The organism is Catenibacterium mitsuokai, from assembly GCF_025148785.1.
In the GTDB taxonomy this organism is placed as follows: Bacteria; Bacillota_I; Bacilli_A; order Erysipelotrichales; family Coprobacillaceae; genus Catenibacterium; species Catenibacterium mitsuoka.
Genome location: NZ_CP102271.1, coordinates 2,592,235 through 2,612,633, shown reverse-complemented (window position 1 = coordinate 2,612,633; position 20,399 = coordinate 2,592,235). Strand labels below are relative to the sequence as shown.

Below are 20,399 nucleotides of genomic sequence, written 5' to 3'. Positions count from 1 at the left end.
GGAAATTGATTATGACAAGAGGTTTAATTGCAATCGCTGCTGGTATTGCAGTACTTGCAGGTTTAGGTACAGGTATTGGTGAAGGTTTAGTTGCCGCTCATGCAGTATCTGCAATTGGAAGAAATCCTGAGGCTGAAAGCAAGATCCGTACTACTATGATCTTAGGTATCGCCTTAACAGAAACAGTAGCCCTCTATGGTTTACTTATTTCTTTCATCTTATTATTCGTATTCAAATAAAAAATAGTTTAAGGAGGAAAAAACTATGCCAGATATAGCCGCAAAGTTATTTCCAAACCCTACCACTATGATTGTTCAGTTATGTTCCACTGCAATCATGCTTCTTCTGTTCAAGAAATATTTATGGAATTATGTATTAGAATTCTTCCAGAAGAGAGCTGATTTTATAGAAGGTAATATCAATGATGCGAAGGCTAAGAATGAAAAAGCATCTGAATATCTTCTAGAAAGTGAAAAACAGGCTAAAGAAGCTGCAAAACAGTATAAAGAAATCATAGATCAGGCTAAGGAAGATGCCGTAAAGGCTAAGAGTAAAATCATGGATGAAGCTAACAAGCAGGCTCAAGAAAAGATTGAACAGGCTCGCCATGAAATTGAATCTGAAAAGCTTGCAGCACAGGATGAAATGAAGAAAGAAATTGTGGATGTTGCTGTTGAAGTGGCTACTAAAGTCATGGATCAGAATATGAATACTGAAGCCAATAAAGCTTTAGTAGATGATTTCGTAAAACAGGTTGTTAACTAATGGATGCAAATGTTGCAGAACGTTATGCTGAAAGCTTATATCAGTTAGCGTTAGAAGATCATGCGCTAGAAGATTATCTAGCAGACATGAAACTAGTTGATACAGTTTTAGAAAGTAATCCAGAATTTGAAAAATTCTTCTCTCATGTGCTTGTAGATGATGAAGCAAAGTGTGCATTACTCGATAAAGGTTTTGGCACTTCAGTAAATCATTATGTATTGAATTTTCTTAAACTGCTTGTAAAGAAAAGAAGAACAAGATATATTGCGCCTATTACAAAAAGCTTTATTAAGATGAGTAATAAGCATCTTGGTATCGAGGAAGGCGTTATCTTCACACCTTTCGCATTAAGCGATGAACAGGTTAAGACAATTGAAGAAGCGATTTCTCAGAAAGAAAACAAAACAATTACTTTAAGAACTGTTGAAGATAAGACACTTATTGGTGGTGTTAAGGTTCAGATTGAGAACCGTGTCTATGATGGCTCATTAAAGAACAAAGTCAGCAAGCTCAAGACTGAGCTGTTGAGAAAGTAGGTGACGCAAGTGGCATTAAGACCCGATGAAATCAGTGCTTTAATCAAAGAGCAGATTAAGCATTATGATGATGTCATGGAACAGAAAGACGTCGGAACAGTTATGACTGTTGGTGACGGTGTCAGTGTTGTTCATGGTTTAGACAATGCAATGCTAGGTGAATTGATCCTTTTCCCAGGTGATGTTTATGGTATGGTCATGAACCTAGATGAAGATAGTGTTGGTGTTACTTTATTAGGTAATGCGGACGAAATTAAAGAAGGCGACGAAGTAAGACGTACAGGTAAGATCATTGAAGTACCTGTAGGTGATGCAATGCTTGGTCGTGTCGTTAACCCTTTAGGACAGCCTATTGATGGTCAGGGTGAAATTATCACTACAAAGACTAGACCAATCGAAAGAGTGGCTCCTGGTGTTATGACAAGAAAATCAGTAGATCAGCCAGTACAGACTGGTATCACTACTATTGATGCAATTATTCCAGTTGGTAGAGGTCAGCGTGAGTTAATCATCGGTGACAGACAGACTGGTAAAACAGCTATCGCTGTTGATACAATCATCAACCAGAAAGGTCAGAATATGTACTGTATCTATGTCGCAATTGGTCAGAAGAACTCTACAGTTGCACAGGTTGTTGAAAAATTAAAGAAGGCAGGCGCAATGGATTATACTGTTGTTGTTTCTGCATCAGCTTCTGAACTTGCTCCAGTTCAGTATATTGCTCCTTATGCAGGTTGTGCTATTGCTGAAGAATGGCTTGACCAGGGTAAGGATGTATTAATCGTTTATGATGATTTAAGTAAGCATGCCGTAGCTTATCGTACAGTGTCTCTATTATTAAAGAGACCACCAGGACGTGAAGCTTATCCAGGTGATGTATTCTACTTACATTCAAGACTATTAGAAAGATCTTGTCGTTTAAATGAAGAAAATGGCGGAGGTTCTATCACTGCCCTTCCAATCATTGAAACACAGGCAGGGGATATCTCAGCTTATATCCCTACTAATGTTATTTCTATTACTGATGGTCAGATCTTCTTACAGCAGGAATTATTCAATGCTGGTTTCAGACCTGCCATTGATACAGGTTTATCTGTATCACGTGTAGGTTCTACAGCACAGATCAAGGCTATGAAGCAGGTTTCTAGAAACTTGAAGTATGAATTAGCACAGTATGAAGAAATGCAGTCATTCGCACAGTTTGGTTCTGACTTAGATGCAGCAACTAAGAATGCGATTGAACATGGTGAACGTGTACGTGAAGTATTAAAACAGGCACAGTATGCACCAAGAGATGTTATTGATCAGATCATTACTCTATTTGCACTTGAAAATGGATTCGTTAAGAATGTTAAAGTGGAAAAGGTACAGGAATACATGGATGGTTTGGTAGAGAAGTTTGCTGTTGCACATAGTGATCTTCTTGATGAAATCAGAGAAAAGAAAGTATTATCTGATGAATTAACTGCTAAGTTGAAGGAAGCTGTTAAGGCTTATACAACTCAGTTCGAAAACTTACAGAAAGCTGAGGCTTAATTATGGCTGGGCAGATGCAAGCCATCAAGCGTCGTATCAAATCAATTGAATCTACTAAGAAAATCACAAGAGCTATGGAACTTGTTGCTAGCTCTAAGCTTTCTAAGACTAGAAATCAGTTGAATGACATGAAGCCTTATTATACACAGGTAAAGGATACTTGTGCACAGATCTTATCTTCTGCAGGAAATGATATTGATTCTCCTTATTTGGTATTAAATGATAAGGGTGAAGATGTTTATATCGTTATCACTTCTACTTTAGGTTTATGTGGTGGATATAACTCTAATATCTTTAAGCAGGTTGAAGCATCAGTGAATGATGCCAAGAAGATTATCGCGATTGGTAATAAAGGCTTAAATCAGTTTAAGAAACATTTTAAAGGTGAAGTAGATGGTACTTATGTAGACCTTAATACGACCCTTGATTTTAGAAGTGTTGTGAGATTAGTTGCGTCACTTCTAGAAGGCTATAAGAAAAAAGAAATTAAGTCTATTCATATTGTATATACAGAATATGTGAATGATTTAACTTTCGTACCTAGAGATGTGACTCTTCTTCCACTTAAGGCAGAAGATCTTGTCTCTGATAAGAAATTCCATAAAGATACATTGTTTGAACCAAGTCCTGAATCAGTACTTGGAAGCTTAATTCCGATGTATTTACAGGCCGTTATCTATGGTTACTTGATTGAATCAGTGACTGCAGAAAATGCGTCTAGACGAACATCTATGAAGAATGCAACAGACAATGCAAATGAATTAACAGATGAGTTGTTATTAAAATACAACCAGGCACGTCAGAGCGCGATTACGAGTGAAGTGAGTGAAATCGTTGCTGGTGCCAATGCACAATAAGAAGGAGGTGCCATATGTCTTTGAATGTTGGTAAGATTATCAAGGCTCAGGGTCCAGTTGTCGATGTACAGTTCGCTGCGGATAAAGATCTTCCAGATCTAAATACAGCTATCACAATTGATAACCATGGTGAAGAGTTAACTGTAGAAGTTGCTCAGCATATTGGTGATGATATTGTAAGATGTATCGCAATGGGTCCTACTGATGGTCTAACAAGAGGTATGGATGCTGTGGATACTAATGCACCTATTAGTGTTCCAGTAGGTAATAAAACACTTGGTAGAATGTTCAACGTATTAGGACATTCTATTGATGGTAAAGATGAATTGACTGAAGAAAAACATATGCCAATTCATAGATCAGCACCTACATTTGCTGATCAGAGAACAGAAACTGAAATTCTTGAAACAGGTATTAAAGTCGTTGACTTGATTTGTCCATTCATCAAGGGTGGTAAGATTGGATTGTTTGGTGGTGCCGGTGTAGGTAAGACAGTTCTTATCCAGGAATTCATCAACAACATCGCAACTGAACATAACGGTTTATCAGTATTCGCCGGTGTTGGTGAACGTTCTCGTGAAGGTAATGATTTGTATTATGAAATGAAAGAAAGTGGTGTATTAGATAAGACAACACTAGTGTTTGGTCAGATGAATGAACCACCTGGATCAAGACTTAGAGTTGCATTATCAGCACTTACTATGGCGGAATATTTCCGTGATGAACAGGGACAGGATGTCTTACTATTCATCGATAATATCTTCCGTTTCACTCAGGCTGGTTCAGAAGTATCTGCCCTACTTGGACGTGTTCCATCTCAGGCAGGTTATCAGCCAACTCTTGCAACTGAAATGGGTCAGTTACAGGAACGTATTACTTCAACTAAACAGGGTTCTATCACATCAGTACAGGCTGTTTATGTACCTGCCGATGATATGACTGACCCTGCTCCAGCAACTACATTCACACACCTTGATGCAAGAGTTGTACTTGATCGTAGTATTGCAGCATTAGGTATTTACCCTGCAGTAGATCCACTAAACTCTTCTTCTAGAGGTCTTGATCCAAACGTTGTTGGTAAAGAACATTATGAAGTGGCTCATGGAGTAACTCAGATGTTACAGAAATATCAGGAATTACAGGATATTATCGCAATTCTTGGTATGGATGAATTGAGTGAAGAAGATAAACTTATCGTTGCACGTGCAAGAAGAATTAGAAACTTCTTATCACAGCCATTTACTGTAGCTGAACAGTTCACAGGTTTAGATGGTAAGTATGTACATGTTGATGATACAGTAAAAGGATTTAAAGAAATTCTAGAAGGCAAATATGACGATTTACCAGAGCAGGCTTTCCATAATGTAGGTACTATTGAAGAAGCAGTAAAGAAAGCTGAAACTTTAAGTGAGTAAATTTCATTTACATATCGTCACTCCTAAAGGTACCTACAGGGATGTAGACGTAGATATTCTGAACATCAGAACAACTGATGGTCAGATGGGTATACTTGCTCACCATATGCCATTGGCGAGTGGTGTGGAAATCGCCGAAATGAATTATAGGATTGATAAAGACAGATATGAATTCGCTGTTGGTGGTGGATTTGTTTATGTAGATGGTGATAATACTGTTACACTTATTGTGAATGATATTGAATCGCCAGAAGAAATCGATCTACGTAGAGCTGAAGAAGCAAAGGCAAGAGCTGAAGAGAGATTAAAATCAAAGAATCCAGATATCGATTATCAGCGTGCTGAAATTGCGTTAAAGAAGGCTATTACACGTATTCATGTCAAAAACAATTACTAAGATCCAGGGTTAATTCCCTGGATTTTCTTTTGGAGATAGTATGAACGATGATTATGTAAGAGTTAAAGATTATATTCCTGATATATATGTGGAACTACGTTATGCGACAAAACGTAACTTTACTCATACTAAAGTATATGATTTTGATGAAGCGTATTTAAGAAGAGGTACAACACTTAAACTTAAGAAGGTTCAGGAAGAATTAAAAGGATTAGGTTATAGCCTTAAAATCTGGGATGCTTATAGACCATTTACTGCACAACAGTATTTCTGGGAACTAATTCATGATGATGAGTTTGTTGCTGATCCCACAAATGGTCCTAAAACACATAACTTTGGAAATGTCGTAGATGTCACTTTAGTAAAGAGCGATGGAAGTGAAATAGATATGCCTACAGAGTTTGATGACTTTACTAGTAAAGCAAGTAGAGATTATTTATGGTTAACAGGAAGTCCTCTTAAACATGTTCTATTATTAGAAGAAACGATGGAGAAGTATGGCTTTATTGGCTATGAGGGTGAATGGTGGCATTATACAGATGAAGAGTCCTATGAGTATATAGAATTCAATCCAAAGGAAAGACACAGCTAATGATGCTGTGCCTTTTTGATTATGATATAAATGATAATTGTAAGAAGTATTCCAATACATGCACCTGTGGAATCTATGAGAACATCTTTAAAACTTGCACTGCGCCCTCCTACAAAGAACTGATGAAGTTCATCTGAACAGGCATAAAGAAAGCTGATTAGTAAAGAGATACATGCTTTGAAACGTATAGGATATTTTTTATATGTAAACAAAAGTGACATTGTGAGAATACTTAAGATAAAATATGCAAACATATGCGCACATTTACGAATAATGAATTCTAGGAAACCAAAAGCTGCAGGTGATAATGCGGCCACTAAATCATGCCCTGTAAGACTCTTTGAAATATGTCCTAATAGATATAAGACAGAATGAGAAGAAGATGCACTTGCTGGACCTGTTTGGCTAGAGAAAAAGAATATAAGTCCCATCCAGGCAATGATGAGTAGAGTGAGTAGAATACGTAATACTTTTTTCTTCATTATTTTTCTCTCCTTTCTTAGGGTATCAATATACATCAGGCAAAGAAAAAATACAAATGAATAAGAAATTCTAAACAAACATAAGTATATGTATATGTAAGAAATGAAAATACGCTAAAGTGGAATTTAACTTTTCACTTTAGAGAAATGAAAATACTTTCATAAGGGGGTTACTGATTATTCAGGGTGATGGTATAATATATTTATCAGTAATATAGATGTCTAAGGATTCAAAAAAGAGTAGTTAAAACCATAATAATATGAGAACTAAATAGAGGAATTGAATCAATAGAGATCAAACAGACAAAAGAAAATATTTTATGCAAGGCCCTTTCATTTTTCATAAATTTTAGGAAATTATGTGAATTATTTTACCTAAATTGATGATTAATAATGTAGATGTTAAAATTTTTTGATACGCGAAGGAGAGTACATTTATGAAGAAAACATTTTTTAAGTTTTGGGTTATTATTTTATCTTGTTTTATGGTTTTAAGTAATGCATCTCTACCATCCTATAGTGAAGATATCAGTGATAATGAAAAGAATGATATTGCGAATAGCTTTAGATATACAGATGGAGAAACTAGAGAAGGACATTCTATGAGTCTCTTTTCACGTTCAGCGGTTGATTCTTCCTGGCCTAAGGATTCAAAAGCTATCGCAAAAGGTATTGATGTAAGTACCCATAATGAAAAGATTGACTGGAAAAGAGTAAAACAATCAGGTGTTGATTATGCGATTATTCGATGTGGATATGGTACAAATGAAACATCTCAGGATGACAAGAGATGGGAAGAGAATGTAAAGGGATGTGTAGAAAACAATATTCCTTATGGTGTGTATTTGTATTCTTATGCAGATACTGTCGCAAAGGCTTCTAGTGAAGCAGATCATGCGATTCGTTTATTACAAGGTAAGAAGTTAAGCTATCCTGTTTATTATGATTTAGAAGAATATGCAGTGCGTAATAAAGTGAGTAAGACAGGCATTGGTGATATTGCGGAAACATTCTGCAATAAGTTATCTGCAAAAGGATATACAGTAGGTATTTATGCCAGCAAGGATTGGTTTACGAATTACTTAACAGACAGTCGATTCTCTTCCTGGACGAAGTGGGTTGCACAATATAACAGTACTTGTACTTATACGGGTACTTATGATATGTGGCAATGTTCTTCTACTGGTAGCGTACCTGGAATTTCAGGACGTGTCGATTTGAACTATGCGTATAAGACGTTTAATGGTCCATCTAATGTGAATAAACCTCAATATTCTGATGGATTACATCAAGTCAATGGCGGACTTTACTATTATACAAATAACCAGATCAATAAATCATATAATGGTATTGCATCCTATAATGGTAATGATTATCTGGTTGTGAATGGTAAGGTGGATACATCTAAAACTGGATTCACCCAAGCAGGTGTGAACTGGTATATGTTGAGTGCAGGTAAGGTGAATAAGAACTTTACTGACCTGTATTACTACAATAAGAACTGGTTCTATATCAATAAAGGTGTATTGGATTGGTCATTTAATGGCCCGGTTTCATACAACAACAATATCTATTATGTAGAAAGTAGCATGATTACCTGGAAGTATAATAATGTAGCAGCATATAATGGCATTAAATATTACTTCTCAAGTAGTCAGATAGATTATGGATATAATGATTTATTCTATACAGGTGATACCTGGTATTATATAAAAGGTGGAAAAGTAGATACGGGATTCACCGGTCTCTATTATTTCAACAGTGATTGGTATTATATAGAAAATGGACAAATTACCTGGACCTATACAAGTCTAGTTAAATACAATGGAGCCATTTATTATGTTGATCGTAGTATGATTCGATGGAATCATAGAGGCTTAGTAGAATCAAATGGTACTTTGTATTATGTTTCAAATAGTATGGTAGATTATAATTTCAATGACCTTTATGAACAGGATGGAAAATACTACTATATTAAGAATGGTCAGGTAGATAAGAGTTATACTGGTATTTATAAATATAATGGTAAACGTTATTATATTGAGAATGGTGTGATTAATCCACAATATACAGGTGTCGTGGAGAATGGTGGAAATTATCTCTATGTCACTAAGGGGATTGTAGATGAAAATTATACCGCATTAACTTACTATAAGAACAACTGGTATTATTTTGATAATGGTTCAATAAACTGGAATTACAGCAACTTAATTCTTTACAACAACACTTGGTACTATATTCATAAAGGTATGATTCATTGGAACTACAATGGTGTTGTTCAGTACTATCAGACAAAATATTGTGTGAAGAATGGTGAGGTTGCCTGGAATTATACAGGACTTGCACAAAGTGAAGATGGTACTTGGTACTATATTAAGAAGGGTGTTGTAGATTATAGTCATTCAGGACTTATTTATTATAATAATGAATGGTTCTATGTGGATCATGGTGTGATCAACTGGGATTATTGTAGTTTAGTTCTTTATAATAAGAGATGGTATTATGTGGATCATGGTAAGATCAATTGGGGCTATACGGACTTAGTGAAATATGGAGAAACATGGTACTATGTGAGAAATGGTGAAGTAGATTGGAATTTTACTGATGTCGTTTATTATTATGGTACTTGGTATTATGTGAAGAAAGGTAAGCTTGATTGGAACCACACAGGCTTATTCCAACATTCAGGTACTTGGTATTATATAAGAGATGGACGTATCAACTATAGCTATAAAGGTCTTGTTTATCATTCTGGTAATTACTTCTATGTAGAAAATGGTGAAGTTAACTGGAACTTCAATGGTTATGCCCAGGTGAACAATAAAGGAACTTACTATAAAGTAGTTAATGGTAAACGTGTTTAGAAATGATGAGTATGATTGATATCCTCCTATTAGGAGGATATTTTTTATGAGAAGAATTATTTATCTAAAAAAGTGGATAAAGGGATATGTTTAGAGAAGTATTTAAACATTAAATATAATAAAAATACAATCTGATACAAATAATTGATTATAAAGAACTATAAGGGTAAAATAAATATGGGATGATAATCCTATTCTAAAGAAAGGAGGCGACATTTCATGAAGAAACTAAGTAAGTTGTTATTAGGCTTGATTTTATCTTTTATGGTTATTCAGGTACCTCTTGCTTTGAATCATTCTGTTTATGCATTAGATGATGAAACAACAGAAGATGTAATTACACCAAAGTCAGGACTTATGTATGAAGATAATCAGTTTGTCTATTATTCAGATGGGAAAGTAAACAAAGAGTTTAAAGGACTAGCTGAATACAAAGGTGAAAAGTATTATGTACAGAATGGGACTGTAGATACAAAGTTAACTGATGTAGTCTATATTGATGGTACTTGGTATTATATTGATAAAGGTCGCTTGAATGAAAAAACAAGGGATGTTATTTATCATTGTGGTGGATGGTACTTTGTAGAGAATGGTACGATTGACTGGACTTATACAGGTGTAGTAGAACATTGTGGTGGCTACTTCTATGTTGAAAAAGGTCAGATCAACTGGAACTATACTGGTGCATGTAAAACAGATGGTGTTTTATACTACATTCGTAAAGGCTCTCTTGATACGAATAAGAATGGTTTAACATATGTTGATGGGACATGGTTCTTATTAGAAAAAGGTAAGCTAAAGACTGATTATACTGGTTTAGTTCAGTATGAAGGTAGATGGTACTATGTTGAGAATGGTATTCTTAATTGGAATTATACAGGTCTAACAAAGTACTATAGTACATGGTATATGGTTGTGAATGGACAGTTAGACTGGAAATTCAATGATGTCACTTATTACTTTGGTACTTGGTACTATGTAAAGAATGGTGTTCTTGATTGGAATTATACAGGTTTAACACAACATTGTGGTACTTGGTATTATGTAGACCATGGTAGAATCAATTGGGATTATACAGGCTTAACAAAGTATTATAGTACATGGTATATGGTTGTGAATGGACAGTTAGATTGGAATTTCACTAATCTAACTAAATACTATGGTACTTGGTATTATGTAGAAAATGGTAAGCTAAACTGGAACTATACTGATTTATTCCAGTACTTTGGTACATGGTATTGTATTAGAGGCGGTGTTCTTGATTGGAACTATACAGGTTTAGCCTATCATGCAGGTAGTTATTACTACATTAATCATGGTGTATTAGATTGGAATTATTCTGGTTCTGCACAGATCGATGGTAAAGGCAGATACTATGAAGTAGTTAATGGTGTGATGGTTTATAGTGCTTTAGATAAGATGCGTGGATTAGTGCGTAATGAAACAAGTCCTACAAACTATATTATACTTGTAGATAGAGCGGCACATCGTGTAGGTATCTTTAAAGGCGGTAAGAACAACTGGCAGGATGTACAGTATTATAAGTGCTGTGTTGGTAAACCTTCTACCCCTACTGTAAGTGGTACTTATTATGTGGGTATTAAAGGTAAATACTTTAATACAGGCTCAAGAGGTAGATGCTGGTATTATACACAGATTACTGGTAACTACTTATTCCATTCAGTTATCTATGATAGACAGAATACTCCGAAGAAAATTATTGATAATGCGATGGATGCAGCAGTCTCTCATGGCTGTGTAAGATTAGATGTTGATCATGCGAAATGGATTTATGACAACATTCCTAAGAAGACTAAAGTAATTATTTATTAACATCTCTAGGTTCCTCCTATTTAGGAGGAACTTTTTTTGTAGAGTACAATTTAATTGGGAGAATACCTCAATATGATGTATACTTATTCTGTATGAGTGTATCATGGAGGTTTTATGAAAAAAGATAAAGATATATTTGATAGAATCATGGAGTGGAAGATCTTAAGTATCTTTAATCCATTTTATAAGAAATATAAAGAAGTATTACTCTATTTATTCTTTGGTGGTTTAACGACTTTTATTAGCATCGGTTCTTATGCATTCTTTGATATTGGTATGCATATGGATCCAATGATTGCGAATATCTTCTCTTGGATATTAGCGGTATTATTTGCGTATATAACAAACCGTATCTGGGTATTTGATAGTAATGCGGAAGATATGAATGGGATTCTTAAAGAAATGGTTTCTTTCTTTGGGGGACGTGTTGCAACTCTTTTAATGGAAGAAGTCATTTTATATGTGGGTATTAAGTTATTAAGTATGAATAGTATTGGTGTAAAGGTTTCAGCACAGATTCTAGTGCTTATTGGAAATTATTTAATTAGTAAGCTATTTGTATTTAAGAAGTAATGAGGGGTATTTATATGAAAACGAAAAAGATAGAATATATCGATTTGGCGAATGTTATTGCGGCAATTGCAGTTGTATTTCTACATACCAATGGATGTTTCTGGGAATTTAATAAATCAAGATATTGGATTACTGCGAACTTAATTGAAAGTGTATTTATTTTTGCAGTTCCTGTATTCTTTATGATTTCAAGTGTGACATTGATGGATTATCAAAAGAGATATAATACAAAGACTTTTTTAAAGAAACGTTTTTCTAAGACAGTGATTCCATTTCTATTCTGGACATTTGTAGGTCTAGTATTTGATATTGTTTTCTTACACACACTTAAACCATCTGATTTAACTTTAAGAGTTCTAGTAGATGGTATTATTAATAATCAATTTGTGACTATTTATTGGTTCTTTATGCCATTGTTTGGAATCTATTTATCTATTCCTCTTTTTGCATCTATTCCGGAAGAAAAAAGAATCGAGCTATTTAAATATTTATTCATCATTGGATTTATTTTTAATGGAACTATTCCATTCCTTCTTTCTGCAATGCATATTGATATGGCGTGGCCTTTAGGAATTAATGTGGTAAGTGGTTATGCAATTTTTGTAGTTATGGGTTATTTGATTCATAAGATGGATTTTACACCTAATCAAAGATGTATTATTTATGTAGCTGGTTTGGCTGGTTTCTTAATGCATTTTGGAGGTACTTATTTTGAATCTTATGCATTAGGTGGTGTAAGCCAGATCTATAAGAATTTAATGCAGGCCCCTATTTTGATGTATTCTGGTGCGGTTTTCTTATTTATCAAACAGATCAGTAGTAAAGTCATGCAGACTAAAATATCTAAATCTGTACAGTTCATTAAGAAATATACATTCCCTATTTATTTAATGCATTATTACATTATTGAAATCTTAAATAGATACCTACATCTTGCGAATTATACAAAGTCAATTATCTATCGTTTAGGTATGCCGCTTGTTGTGATTCCTATTACGATTATTTTAACGGCATTCATTCGAAAATTAAGAGTGGGAAAGAAAGTATTACCATAATTACACAAAAATTACACATAGATGGCCTTGTAATAAGGTATAATAACGGCAATGAGTGAATTACAGGCCATTTTGTGGTATAGTTAACTTAGTACGAACTTAACAATAAGGATGTGAATATAAGATGTATAAAAGGAAACTAAGAGGATGGGCAAAGCATTTAGACTTTTTAATTGCGGACCTGATTTGTTTACAGCTAGCCATTTTTCTAGCTTACTATATGCGTCATGGAATACTTGATTTATATACTAGATCATTGTATGTCAATATCGCTATAGTTATGACATTATTGGATATGTTGATTATTATATTCTTTAATATTTTAAAGAATATTTTAAAGCGTAATAACGTTACAGAAATGATAAAGGTAATAGAGAAATCGTTATTATTAATGGTTGTATCTACTGCTTATATTTTCTATGCGCAGAAGGATGATGTATCACGTTTAACTTTAGGTTTTACATGTGTATTTGATGCAATGTTTACTTATATTGTGCATTGTGTTATGAAGCCAATTGTAAGACGTAGAAGAAAGAATAATAAGAAGTCATTGATTGTGATTACAGAGTCTGAGTATATTGATTCTATTACAGAGAATAAGAAAACATTTGGTTTAGATGAATATCAGAGTGTTGGATTTGCGATTCTAGATAAGAATATGGAAGGCCAGAAATCAAATGGCTGGTCTATTGTTGCGTCTCAGGATACTGTCATAGATTATGTATTGAGACAGTGGATGGATGAGGCATTGGTTATTCTTCCTAGAGAAGATGTTTTCTCAACTTCTTTAGTTAAAGACTTAGCTGAAATGGGTCTTGCAGTACATGTAGAAATCAGTGAATATAACTCATTAAAGGGTTATCGTAAACAGTTTGAAAGAATGGGTGAAAACCAGGTATTGACTGTCAGCATGAACTCTATTAATGAATACGACTGGATTGCCAAGAGAATACTAGATATTTTAGGTGGTTTAGTAGGCTGCTTAATTACACTCATTCTAACAATTTTCTTAGCTCCTGCAATTTTTATTGCGTCTCCAGGACCAATCTTCTTTAAACAGAAGAGAGTTGGTAGAAATGGTAAAGTGTTCAATATGTATAAGTTTAGAAGTATGTATATGGATGCTGAAGAGCGTAAGAAAGAACTTATGGCGCAGAATAGAGTCAAGGACGGTATGATGTTTAAGCTTGAATATGACCCTCGTATTATTGGCTGTAAGAAGAAAGCCGATGGAACTATTAAGAAGGGTGTGGGTAACTTTATTAGAGACTGGTCTCTTGATGAATTCCCTCAGTTCTTTAATGTATTAAAGGGTGATATGAGTTTAGTAGGTACTAGACCTCCTACTCTTGATGAATGGAATAAGTATGAATTACGTCATAGAGCACGTCTTGCATTTAAGCCAGGTATTACAGGTATGTGGCAGGTAAGTGGTAGAAGTAACATCACTGATTTTGAAGAAATCGCAAGATTAGATAAAGAATATATCAAGAACTGGAAGTTCAGTCTTGATATTCATATCTTATTGAAGACAGTACAGGTTGTTTTCAAAAAAGAAGGATCAATGTAAAGGAGTAATGAATATGCCATCAGTAAAGATTATTATTGCGACACATAAGAAGTATCGTATGCCTGATGATGAGATGTATGTTCCTGTACAGGTAGGTGCAGAAGGTAAAGATGATCTTGGATATACACGTGATAATACAGGTGATAATATTTCTTCTTTAAACCCACAGTTCTGTGAGTTAACAGGATTATATTGGGCTTGGAAGAATTTAGATGCAGATTATGTAGGTTTAGCACATTATCGTAGACATTTTAGAGGTAAGAAGAAAACAAAGGATCCATTTGATTGTGTTCTTACTTCTAAGGAAGCAGAAGAATTATTAAAGGACAATGATATCTTAGTGACTAAGAGACGTAATTATTATATTGAAACAATTTATGATCATTATGTTCATACACTTTATCCAGAACCACTCGATGAAACAAGAAAGATTATTGAAGAGAAGTGTCCAGAATATTTACCAGCTTTTGATAAACATATGAAAGAAAAGACAATGCATGCTTTTAATATGTTTGTGATGAAGAAAGAATATTTTGATGCTTATTGTGAATGGTTATTCGGTATTTTATTTGAATTGACAAAGAGATTTGAAGATGCTGAATATAATAGTTTCCATGCACGTTATCCAGGTAGAATTAGTGAATTATTATTAGATGTATGGATGATGGAGAACGGCTATGCATGTAAGGAAGTGCCATTTGTATACATGGAAAAGATTAACATGTTTAAAAAGGGAATGGGATTTTTAAAGGCTAAGTTCTTGCATAAGAAGTATGGAGAGAGTTTCTAATGAGTTTATTTAAGAGAATAATTACACTTACACTTGTATTAACTATGATGACAGGCTGTTCATTTGTGAATAATGCAGGTGCACAGAAGGTATTTAATTTTGCGGATTCTGGTTATGTGACTTCACTTGATGCATCAAAGGCTATCGATGAAACATCTACGAATGTGATTCAGGCTTTTGGTGATGGCTTATATGCTTATAATGTGAAAAGTAAGTTAAAGCCTGCCATTGCGAAAAGCATGAAAGTCAGTGATGATGGTAAAACATATACCTTTGAAATTAGAAAGAATGTGAAATGGTCTAATGGGGATCCCGTGACTGCAGAAGACTTTGTATATGCATGGAAGAGAGCCTTATCTATGCGTTCTGATGCATCTAAGCTTCTTACCTCTTATGGTGCAGCCATTGCAGGAGCAGATGAAATCTACAACGGTAGAAAGTCTGCAGATACATTAGGGGTTTATGTGAAGGATAAGAAGTTAGTCGTTAACCTCGCTTATAAGACATCACGTTTTATGGATTTAGTGACTCAGCCAGTATTCTTCCCATTAAATCAGAAGTTTGTAGAAGCACAGGGAGATCAGTATGCAACTTCTCCTAAGGCATTATTGTCATGTGGGACATATAAGGTCTCTTCTATCTCTAAAGATAAGATTACTTTAAAGAAGAATAAGACATGTTATATCGCAAAGAAGACAAACATCGATCTTGTGAATATGTATTTTGGAATCAGTAATGAAGACAAGATCAAGATGTTTGATGAAGGCAAGATTGACTTTGCGGCAGTGACTGGTGAAAATGCGAAGAAGTATGATGGTAAAGATTCAAGTACTGCAGATTCGGATAGTGTTATTTGGGATTTAGTGCCTAATTTCAAGGATCAGTATTTATCAGATGCAAGAGTACGTGAAGCAATGTCTTTATTACTTGAAAGAAAGAAATACAATAAACAGGTATTGCATGATGGAAGTCATAAGGCACAGGGATTACTTCCTATGGGAATCTGTTTCAACTCTAATAAGCAGTTTATTCGAGATGCTTCTCGATATAAATTAAAGTATGACAAGAAAGAAGCAAAGAAAACTTTAAGCAAGCTTCTTAATGAATACCAATTGAAGAAATTCACATTTACTTTAACTTATACAAATGATTATCCAGCAACTAAGGCAATTGCGGGTAAGATTAAAGAAGATCTTGAAGCAACAAAACAAATCAAGGTGTATTTAAAAGAAGTAAATACTGTAGATTATAATCAGGCAGAACTTTCTTTATTACGTATCAAGGGTGTATGTAATGATGCTTATGATTATCTAGCCCCTCTTGCAGTCAATAACCAGGGTATTAATCATTATGCGAATAATGAATTCAATAACTACTTTAGAACTGCAGTGAACGCAAAGGATCAAGATGAACGTTACTATGCATTCTTAAATGCAGAAAGAGTCGCAATGCGTGATTATGCATTCATTCCAGTTGTTCATCAGGGACAGAGATACTTAATTAATATGAGTGTCACTGATTTGATTCGTAATTTCTGTGGTGCCCCATATAGCTTTAGATATATGTATATGCGTTAATTGAGGAGAGTATTGTATGATTAATAAAATAAAAACATTTATTCAGAAAATAGTGACTCCTCAAATAGGCTTGGCTGTTTTATCTATTTACTACTTCACACTTTTATTAGATATGACAACTTTAAGCTATAGTTTTGCGAAGGCTGCCACTTTATGTAAGCTGTTGAGATATATTTGTTATGTATATTTCTTGATTATGATTTGTAAGAAATTCAAGTCTTTAGACTTGAATGAGTATAAAGAGAAGATTAAAAATTTTAATAAGAAACAGTACTTTATTGCAGGAGTCGTTATTATCGCATTAGTGAGTATTGTGGCTAATCTAGTTCTTACTAGAAATAAAGCATTGTTTTTCTTATTATTCACATTGATTTATGCAAGCTGTTTTGAGTTTGATGATGTTGTGAATACATTATTCTCTACGCAGTTTATTTCATTGATTCTTATTGTGACATTAAGTTCTTTAGGACTGATGCATGATTATATTAACAACAGAGTCGATGGGACAATGAGACATTCTTTAGGTTTTGGGTACCCTACTTATCTTTCTCAGTTTGTTATGTTTTTGATTCTCTATTATTCATATAAGAAAGATTTCAAGATCAGTCCTGAAAAGTTAGGTTTATACCAGCTGCTTATTGTATTTGTTTATTTCTTAACAGACTCAAGAACAGAATTACTTGTATCAGAATGTATTCTTATCTGTATCTTTATGAAGTCTACAGGTATATTAGGAAGATTTAAGAATATTGTAGAATTCTTTAAGAAGGCTTTTACAGTATGTTTCCCATTATATCCAATTGGAAGCTTTGTGATTGTAATGTTGTATGGGTTAATCTTTAATACAATGAATGTGAATGGCATTGTATTCAAGATTGCTCAGAAGTTAAATAATATATTCTCAAATAGACTTTATCAGACATTCTATGATTTTAAACGTTATGGATTTAGTTTATTTGGTTCGAATATAGATTTAGTTGGGTATTCACTTACTAAAGGAAATGAGGATGCCATTATTAGAAGTAACTTCATTGATAATGAGTATATGAGAATCTTATTTGAAAATGGATGGATCTTCTTTATTGCCTTCTTCACAATCGCAGCTATAGTGATCTGGTATCTTTATAAGAATAAAAAAGATGGATTACTATTTATTTCATTCGTTATTACAACATTCAGTTTATTGAATCCTAGAATTATTTCTATCACATTATCAATATTCTGTTTTATGATTATTCCAGTATTACATGATTTACTATTTAACCAAGGAGGACACTTAGATGAGTAAATATGATTATCTAGTAGTAGGATCAGGTCTTTATGGCGCAATCTTTGCGCATGAAGCAAATAAGAGAGGAAAGAAGGTTCTTGTCATTGATAAGAGACCTAACATTGCAGGAAATATCTATACTGAAGAAGTAGAAGGTATCAATGTACATAAGTATGGTGCACATATCTTCCATACAAATAATAAGGAAGTATGGCAGTATATCACTCAGTTTGCAGAGTTCAACAGATTCACAAACTCACCTGTTGCGAACTATAAGGGAGAACTTTATTCACTTCCATTCAACATGTATACATTCAATAAGATGTGGGGAGTAGTGACTCCAGAAGAAGCTGCTGCAAAGATTGAAGAACAGAGACAGGAAATCAAGGGAGAACCAAAGAACCTTGAAGAACAGGCTATCTCACTTGTAGGTAGAGATATCTATGAAAAGCTCATCAAAGGCTATACAGAAAAGCAGTGGGGAAGACCATGTACAGAACTTCCATCATTCATCATCAAGAGATTACCAGTAAGACTTACTTTTGATAATAACTACTTCAATGCGTTATATCAGGGTATTCCAATGGGTGGCTATACAAAGATGGTAGAAAACATGTTGGAAGGTATTGAAGTAAGATTGAATACAGATTACCTAGAAAACAAGGAAGAACTAGACAGCCTTGCAGATAAGGTTGTTTATACAGGACCTATTGATGCTTACTTCAACTATAAGCTAGGTACATTAGAATACAGATCAGTCAGATTTGAAACAGAAGTATTAGATAAGCCAAATTTCCAGGGAAATGCAGCAGTGAACTATACAGACGCAGAAACACCTTGGACAAGAATTATTGAACATAAATGGTTTGAATTCGGTACACAGCCTAAGACTGTCATCAGTAGAGAATACAGCTCTGAATGGAAACTAGGAGATGAACCATATTATCCAGTCAATGATGAAAAGAATGGTGCCTTATATGCAGAATATAAGAAGCTAGGCGAAGCAGAAACTAAAGTAATCTTTGGTGGAAGACTAGGAGAATATAAGTACTATGATATGGATGCAGTTATCGCAGCTGCATTAGACAGAGTTAAAAAGGAATTTAATTAATTATTTAGGCAAAGATGATGAATCTTTGCCTTATCACAATGGAGGCTTATTATGAAGAGTGTATTGATTATAGGAATGACACCTAATCCTGGTGGCATAGAAAGTTTTTTAATGACCTACTTCAGAAAATTAAAGAACACCTTTAAAATAGATTTCCTTACTACATTTGATACATGTGCTTATAGTCAGGAGATTCTAGATAATGGTTCTAGAATTTATACAATTCAGTCAAGTCAGTTTAAACAGGTTAAAGAATTTAAGCAGGAAATGACAAGTTTCTTTCAGCACCATCATTATGATATTATCTGGTTTAATGCGTGTGATTTAGGTAATTTTGGTTTGTTGAAATATGCTCAGCTTGCTTCTCCTGAAAAAGTGATTGTACATGCACATAATAATGATTTCATGAAGAAAGGTAAAAAAGCACTCTTCTATAAGTTCATGCATTATAAAAATAAAAAGAAAGTAAAACAGTATGCGACTGATTTCTGGGCCTGCTCAGAACTAGCAGGACAGTTCTTCTTTGAAGAAGATATACGTCAGAGTCCTCGTTATCACGTTATTAATAATGCGATTGATACAGATCGTTTTAAATATGACAGAGAGGTCAGAGCCGCTTATCGTAAAGATCTTGATGCTGAAGATAAGATTGTAGTAATGAATACGGCAAGATTCACTTATCAGAAGAACCAGCTATTCTTAATTGATATCTTTTCTGAATTAAAGAAGATGGATGATCGTTTCGAACTTGTATTAGTGGGTGATGGAGAATTAAGAAGTGAACTTGAACAGAAGATTTCTGATTTGAATTTAACAGATAGCGTACAGCTGCTCGGCTTGCGTAGTGATATTCCAGAATTATTATCAGCCGCTGATATATTCCTCTTCCCTTCTCGTTTTGAAGGATTTGGTATATCATTATTAGAAGCACAGGCTTCTGGACTGTTATCCTTTACTTCCAAGACAGTTGTCCCAGAAAGTGTAGGGATTACAGATTTACTCACATATATTTCATTGGATGAATCTCCTAAAGAATGGGCTGATATCATTTATGGACAGTTCATCAAGAGAGACATTGAAAGAAATAAATATACGGATGTCATCAAAGATAAGGGATTTGATATTTATACTGAAGCTATGAAATTAAAATCCTACTTAGATGATTAAAGAAAGGAA

At 34.2% G+C, this 20,399-nt stretch carries 19 protein-coding genes; 18 read left to right on the top strand and 1 reads right to left on the bottom strand.

Annotated elements, in window-relative coordinates:
• Nucleotides 1-11 precede the first annotated feature (11 nt).
• Genes atpE through NQ499_RS13340 form a run of 8 tightly spaced genes read left to right on the top strand, consistent with a single transcriptional unit; the run spans nt 12 to nt 6,098 of the window.
• Nucleotides 12-239 carry an ATP synthase F0 subunit C gene (atpE, locus tag NQ499_RS13375; protein WP_006506960.1) on the top strand — a complete coding sequence of 76 codons (228 nt, stop codon included), beginning with the start codon at nt 12-14 and terminating at the stop codon, nt 237-239.
• Between the two features lie 25 nt (nt 240-264).
• On the top strand, nt 265-765 hold the full coding sequence (gene atpF, locus NQ499_RS13370) for a F0F1 ATP synthase subunit B (RefSeq protein ID WP_006506961.1): 501 nt from the start codon (nt 265-267) through the stop codon (nt 763-765).
• Entirely contained in the window at nt 765-1,301 is a 537-nt protein-coding gene (locus tag NQ499_RS13365) for a F0F1 ATP synthase subunit delta (RefSeq protein ID WP_006506962.1), read from the top strand. Before atpF ends, NQ499_RS13365 begins: the two co-directional genes overlap by 1 nt.
• Before the next feature lie 9 nt (nt 1,302-1,310).
• Nucleotides 1,311-2,837 carry a F0F1 ATP synthase subunit alpha gene (gene atpA / locus NQ499_RS13360; protein ID WP_040390216.1) on the top strand — a complete coding sequence of 509 codons (1,527 nt, stop codon included), beginning with the start codon at nt 1,311-1,313 and terminating at the stop codon, nt 2,835-2,837.
• A gap of 2 nt (nt 2,838-2,839) precedes the next feature.
• Entirely contained in the window at nt 2,840-3,694 is an 855-nt protein-coding gene (gene atpG, locus NQ499_RS13355; protein ID WP_006506964.1) for an ATP synthase F1 subunit gamma, read from the top strand.
• 14 nt (nt 3,695-3,708) lie between these two features.
• Nucleotides 3,709-5,109 (top strand): F0F1 ATP synthase subunit beta, encoded by a 1,401-nt coding sequence (atpD, locus tag NQ499_RS13350; protein WP_006506965.1) that lies wholly within the window; start codon nt 3,709-3,711, stop codon nt 5,107-5,109.
• Complete coding sequence (gene atpC / locus NQ499_RS13345; protein ID WP_006506966.1) at nt 5,102-5,506, top strand: ATP synthase F1 subunit epsilon; 405 nt, start codon at nt 5,102-5,104, stop codon at nt 5,504-5,506. Before atpD ends, atpC begins: the two co-directional genes overlap by 8 nt.
• Nucleotides 5,507-5,546: 40 nt before the next feature.
• Nucleotides 5,547-6,098: a M15 family metallopeptidase gene (locus NQ499_RS13340; protein ID WP_006506967.1), complete on the top strand. Its 552-nt coding sequence runs from the start codon at nt 5,547-5,549 to the stop codon at nt 6,096-6,098.
• Here NQ499_RS13340 and NQ499_RS13335 read toward each other — a convergent pair.
• Entirely contained in the window at nt 6,095-6,580 is a 486-nt protein-coding gene (locus tag NQ499_RS13335; RefSeq protein WP_040390217.1) for a VanZ family protein, read from the bottom strand. The two genes, NQ499_RS13340 and NQ499_RS13335, sit on opposite strands and share 4 nt — an antisense overlap.
• A gap of 437 nt (nt 6,581-7,017) precedes the next feature.
• Between NQ499_RS13335 and NQ499_RS13330 the strand changes: the two genes are divergently transcribed.
• The 10 genes from NQ499_RS13330 to NQ499_RS13285 all read left to right on the top strand — a co-directional run bounded on the left by NQ499_RS13330 (nt 7,018) and on the right by NQ499_RS13285 (nt 20,390).
• Nucleotides 7,018-9,444, top strand: a complete 2,427-nt coding sequence (locus NQ499_RS13330) for a glycoside hydrolase family 25 protein (protein WP_006506969.1) — start codon at nt 7,018-7,020, stop codon at nt 9,442-9,444.
• Between the two features lie 219 nt (nt 9,445-9,663).
• The gene (locus NQ499_RS13325; protein WP_006506970.1) at nt 9,664-11,277 is read left to right on the top strand and encodes a L,D-transpeptidase family protein; all 1,614 of its coding nucleotides are present in this window, start codon (nt 9,664-9,666) and stop codon (nt 11,275-11,277) included.
• 114 nt (nt 11,278-11,391) lie between these two features.
• A complete protein-coding gene (locus tag NQ499_RS13320; protein ID WP_006506971.1) occupies nt 11,392-11,850 on the top strand; it encodes a GtrA family protein in 459 nt (152 codons plus the stop codon).
• Nucleotides 11,851-11,864: 14 nt separating this feature from the next.
• On the top strand, nt 11,865-12,905 hold the full coding sequence (locus NQ499_RS13315) for an acyltransferase (RefSeq protein WP_040390218.1): 1,041 nt from the start codon (nt 11,865-11,867) through the stop codon (nt 12,903-12,905).
• Nucleotides 12,906-13,029: 124 nt separating this feature from the next.
• Nucleotides 13,030-14,475 carry a sugar transferase gene (locus NQ499_RS13310; RefSeq protein WP_006506973.1) on the top strand — a complete coding sequence of 482 codons (1,446 nt, stop codon included), beginning with the start codon at nt 13,030-13,032 and terminating at the stop codon, nt 14,473-14,475.
• A 13-nt stretch (nt 14,476-14,488) separates the two neighbouring features.
• On the top strand, nt 14,489-15,265 hold the full coding sequence (locus NQ499_RS13305) for a DUF4422 domain-containing protein (RefSeq protein ID WP_040390219.1): 777 nt from the start codon (nt 14,489-14,491) through the stop codon (nt 15,263-15,265).
• Nucleotides 15,265-16,842, top strand: a complete 1,578-nt coding sequence (locus NQ499_RS13300) for a peptide ABC transporter substrate-binding protein (RefSeq protein ID WP_006506975.1) — start codon at nt 15,265-15,267, stop codon at nt 16,840-16,842. Before NQ499_RS13305 ends, NQ499_RS13300 begins: the two co-directional genes overlap by 1 nt.
• A 16-nt stretch (nt 16,843-16,858) precedes the next feature.
• Entirely contained in the window at nt 16,859-18,130 is a 1,272-nt protein-coding gene (locus NQ499_RS13295) for a hypothetical protein (protein WP_006506976.1), read from the top strand.
• Nucleotides 18,123-19,223, top strand: coding sequence for a UDP-galactopyranose mutase (gene glf / locus NQ499_RS13290; RefSeq protein ID WP_226793719.1), 1,101 nt, complete (start codon nt 18,123-18,125; stop codon nt 19,221-19,223). Before NQ499_RS13295 ends, glf begins: the two co-directional genes overlap by 8 nt.
• A 51-nt stretch (nt 19,224-19,274) precedes the next feature.
• On the top strand, nt 19,275-20,390 hold the full coding sequence (locus NQ499_RS13285; protein ID WP_006506700.1) for a glycosyltransferase: 1,116 nt from the start codon (nt 19,275-19,277) through the stop codon (nt 20,388-20,390).
• Nucleotides 20,391-20,399 lie beyond the last annotated feature (9 nt).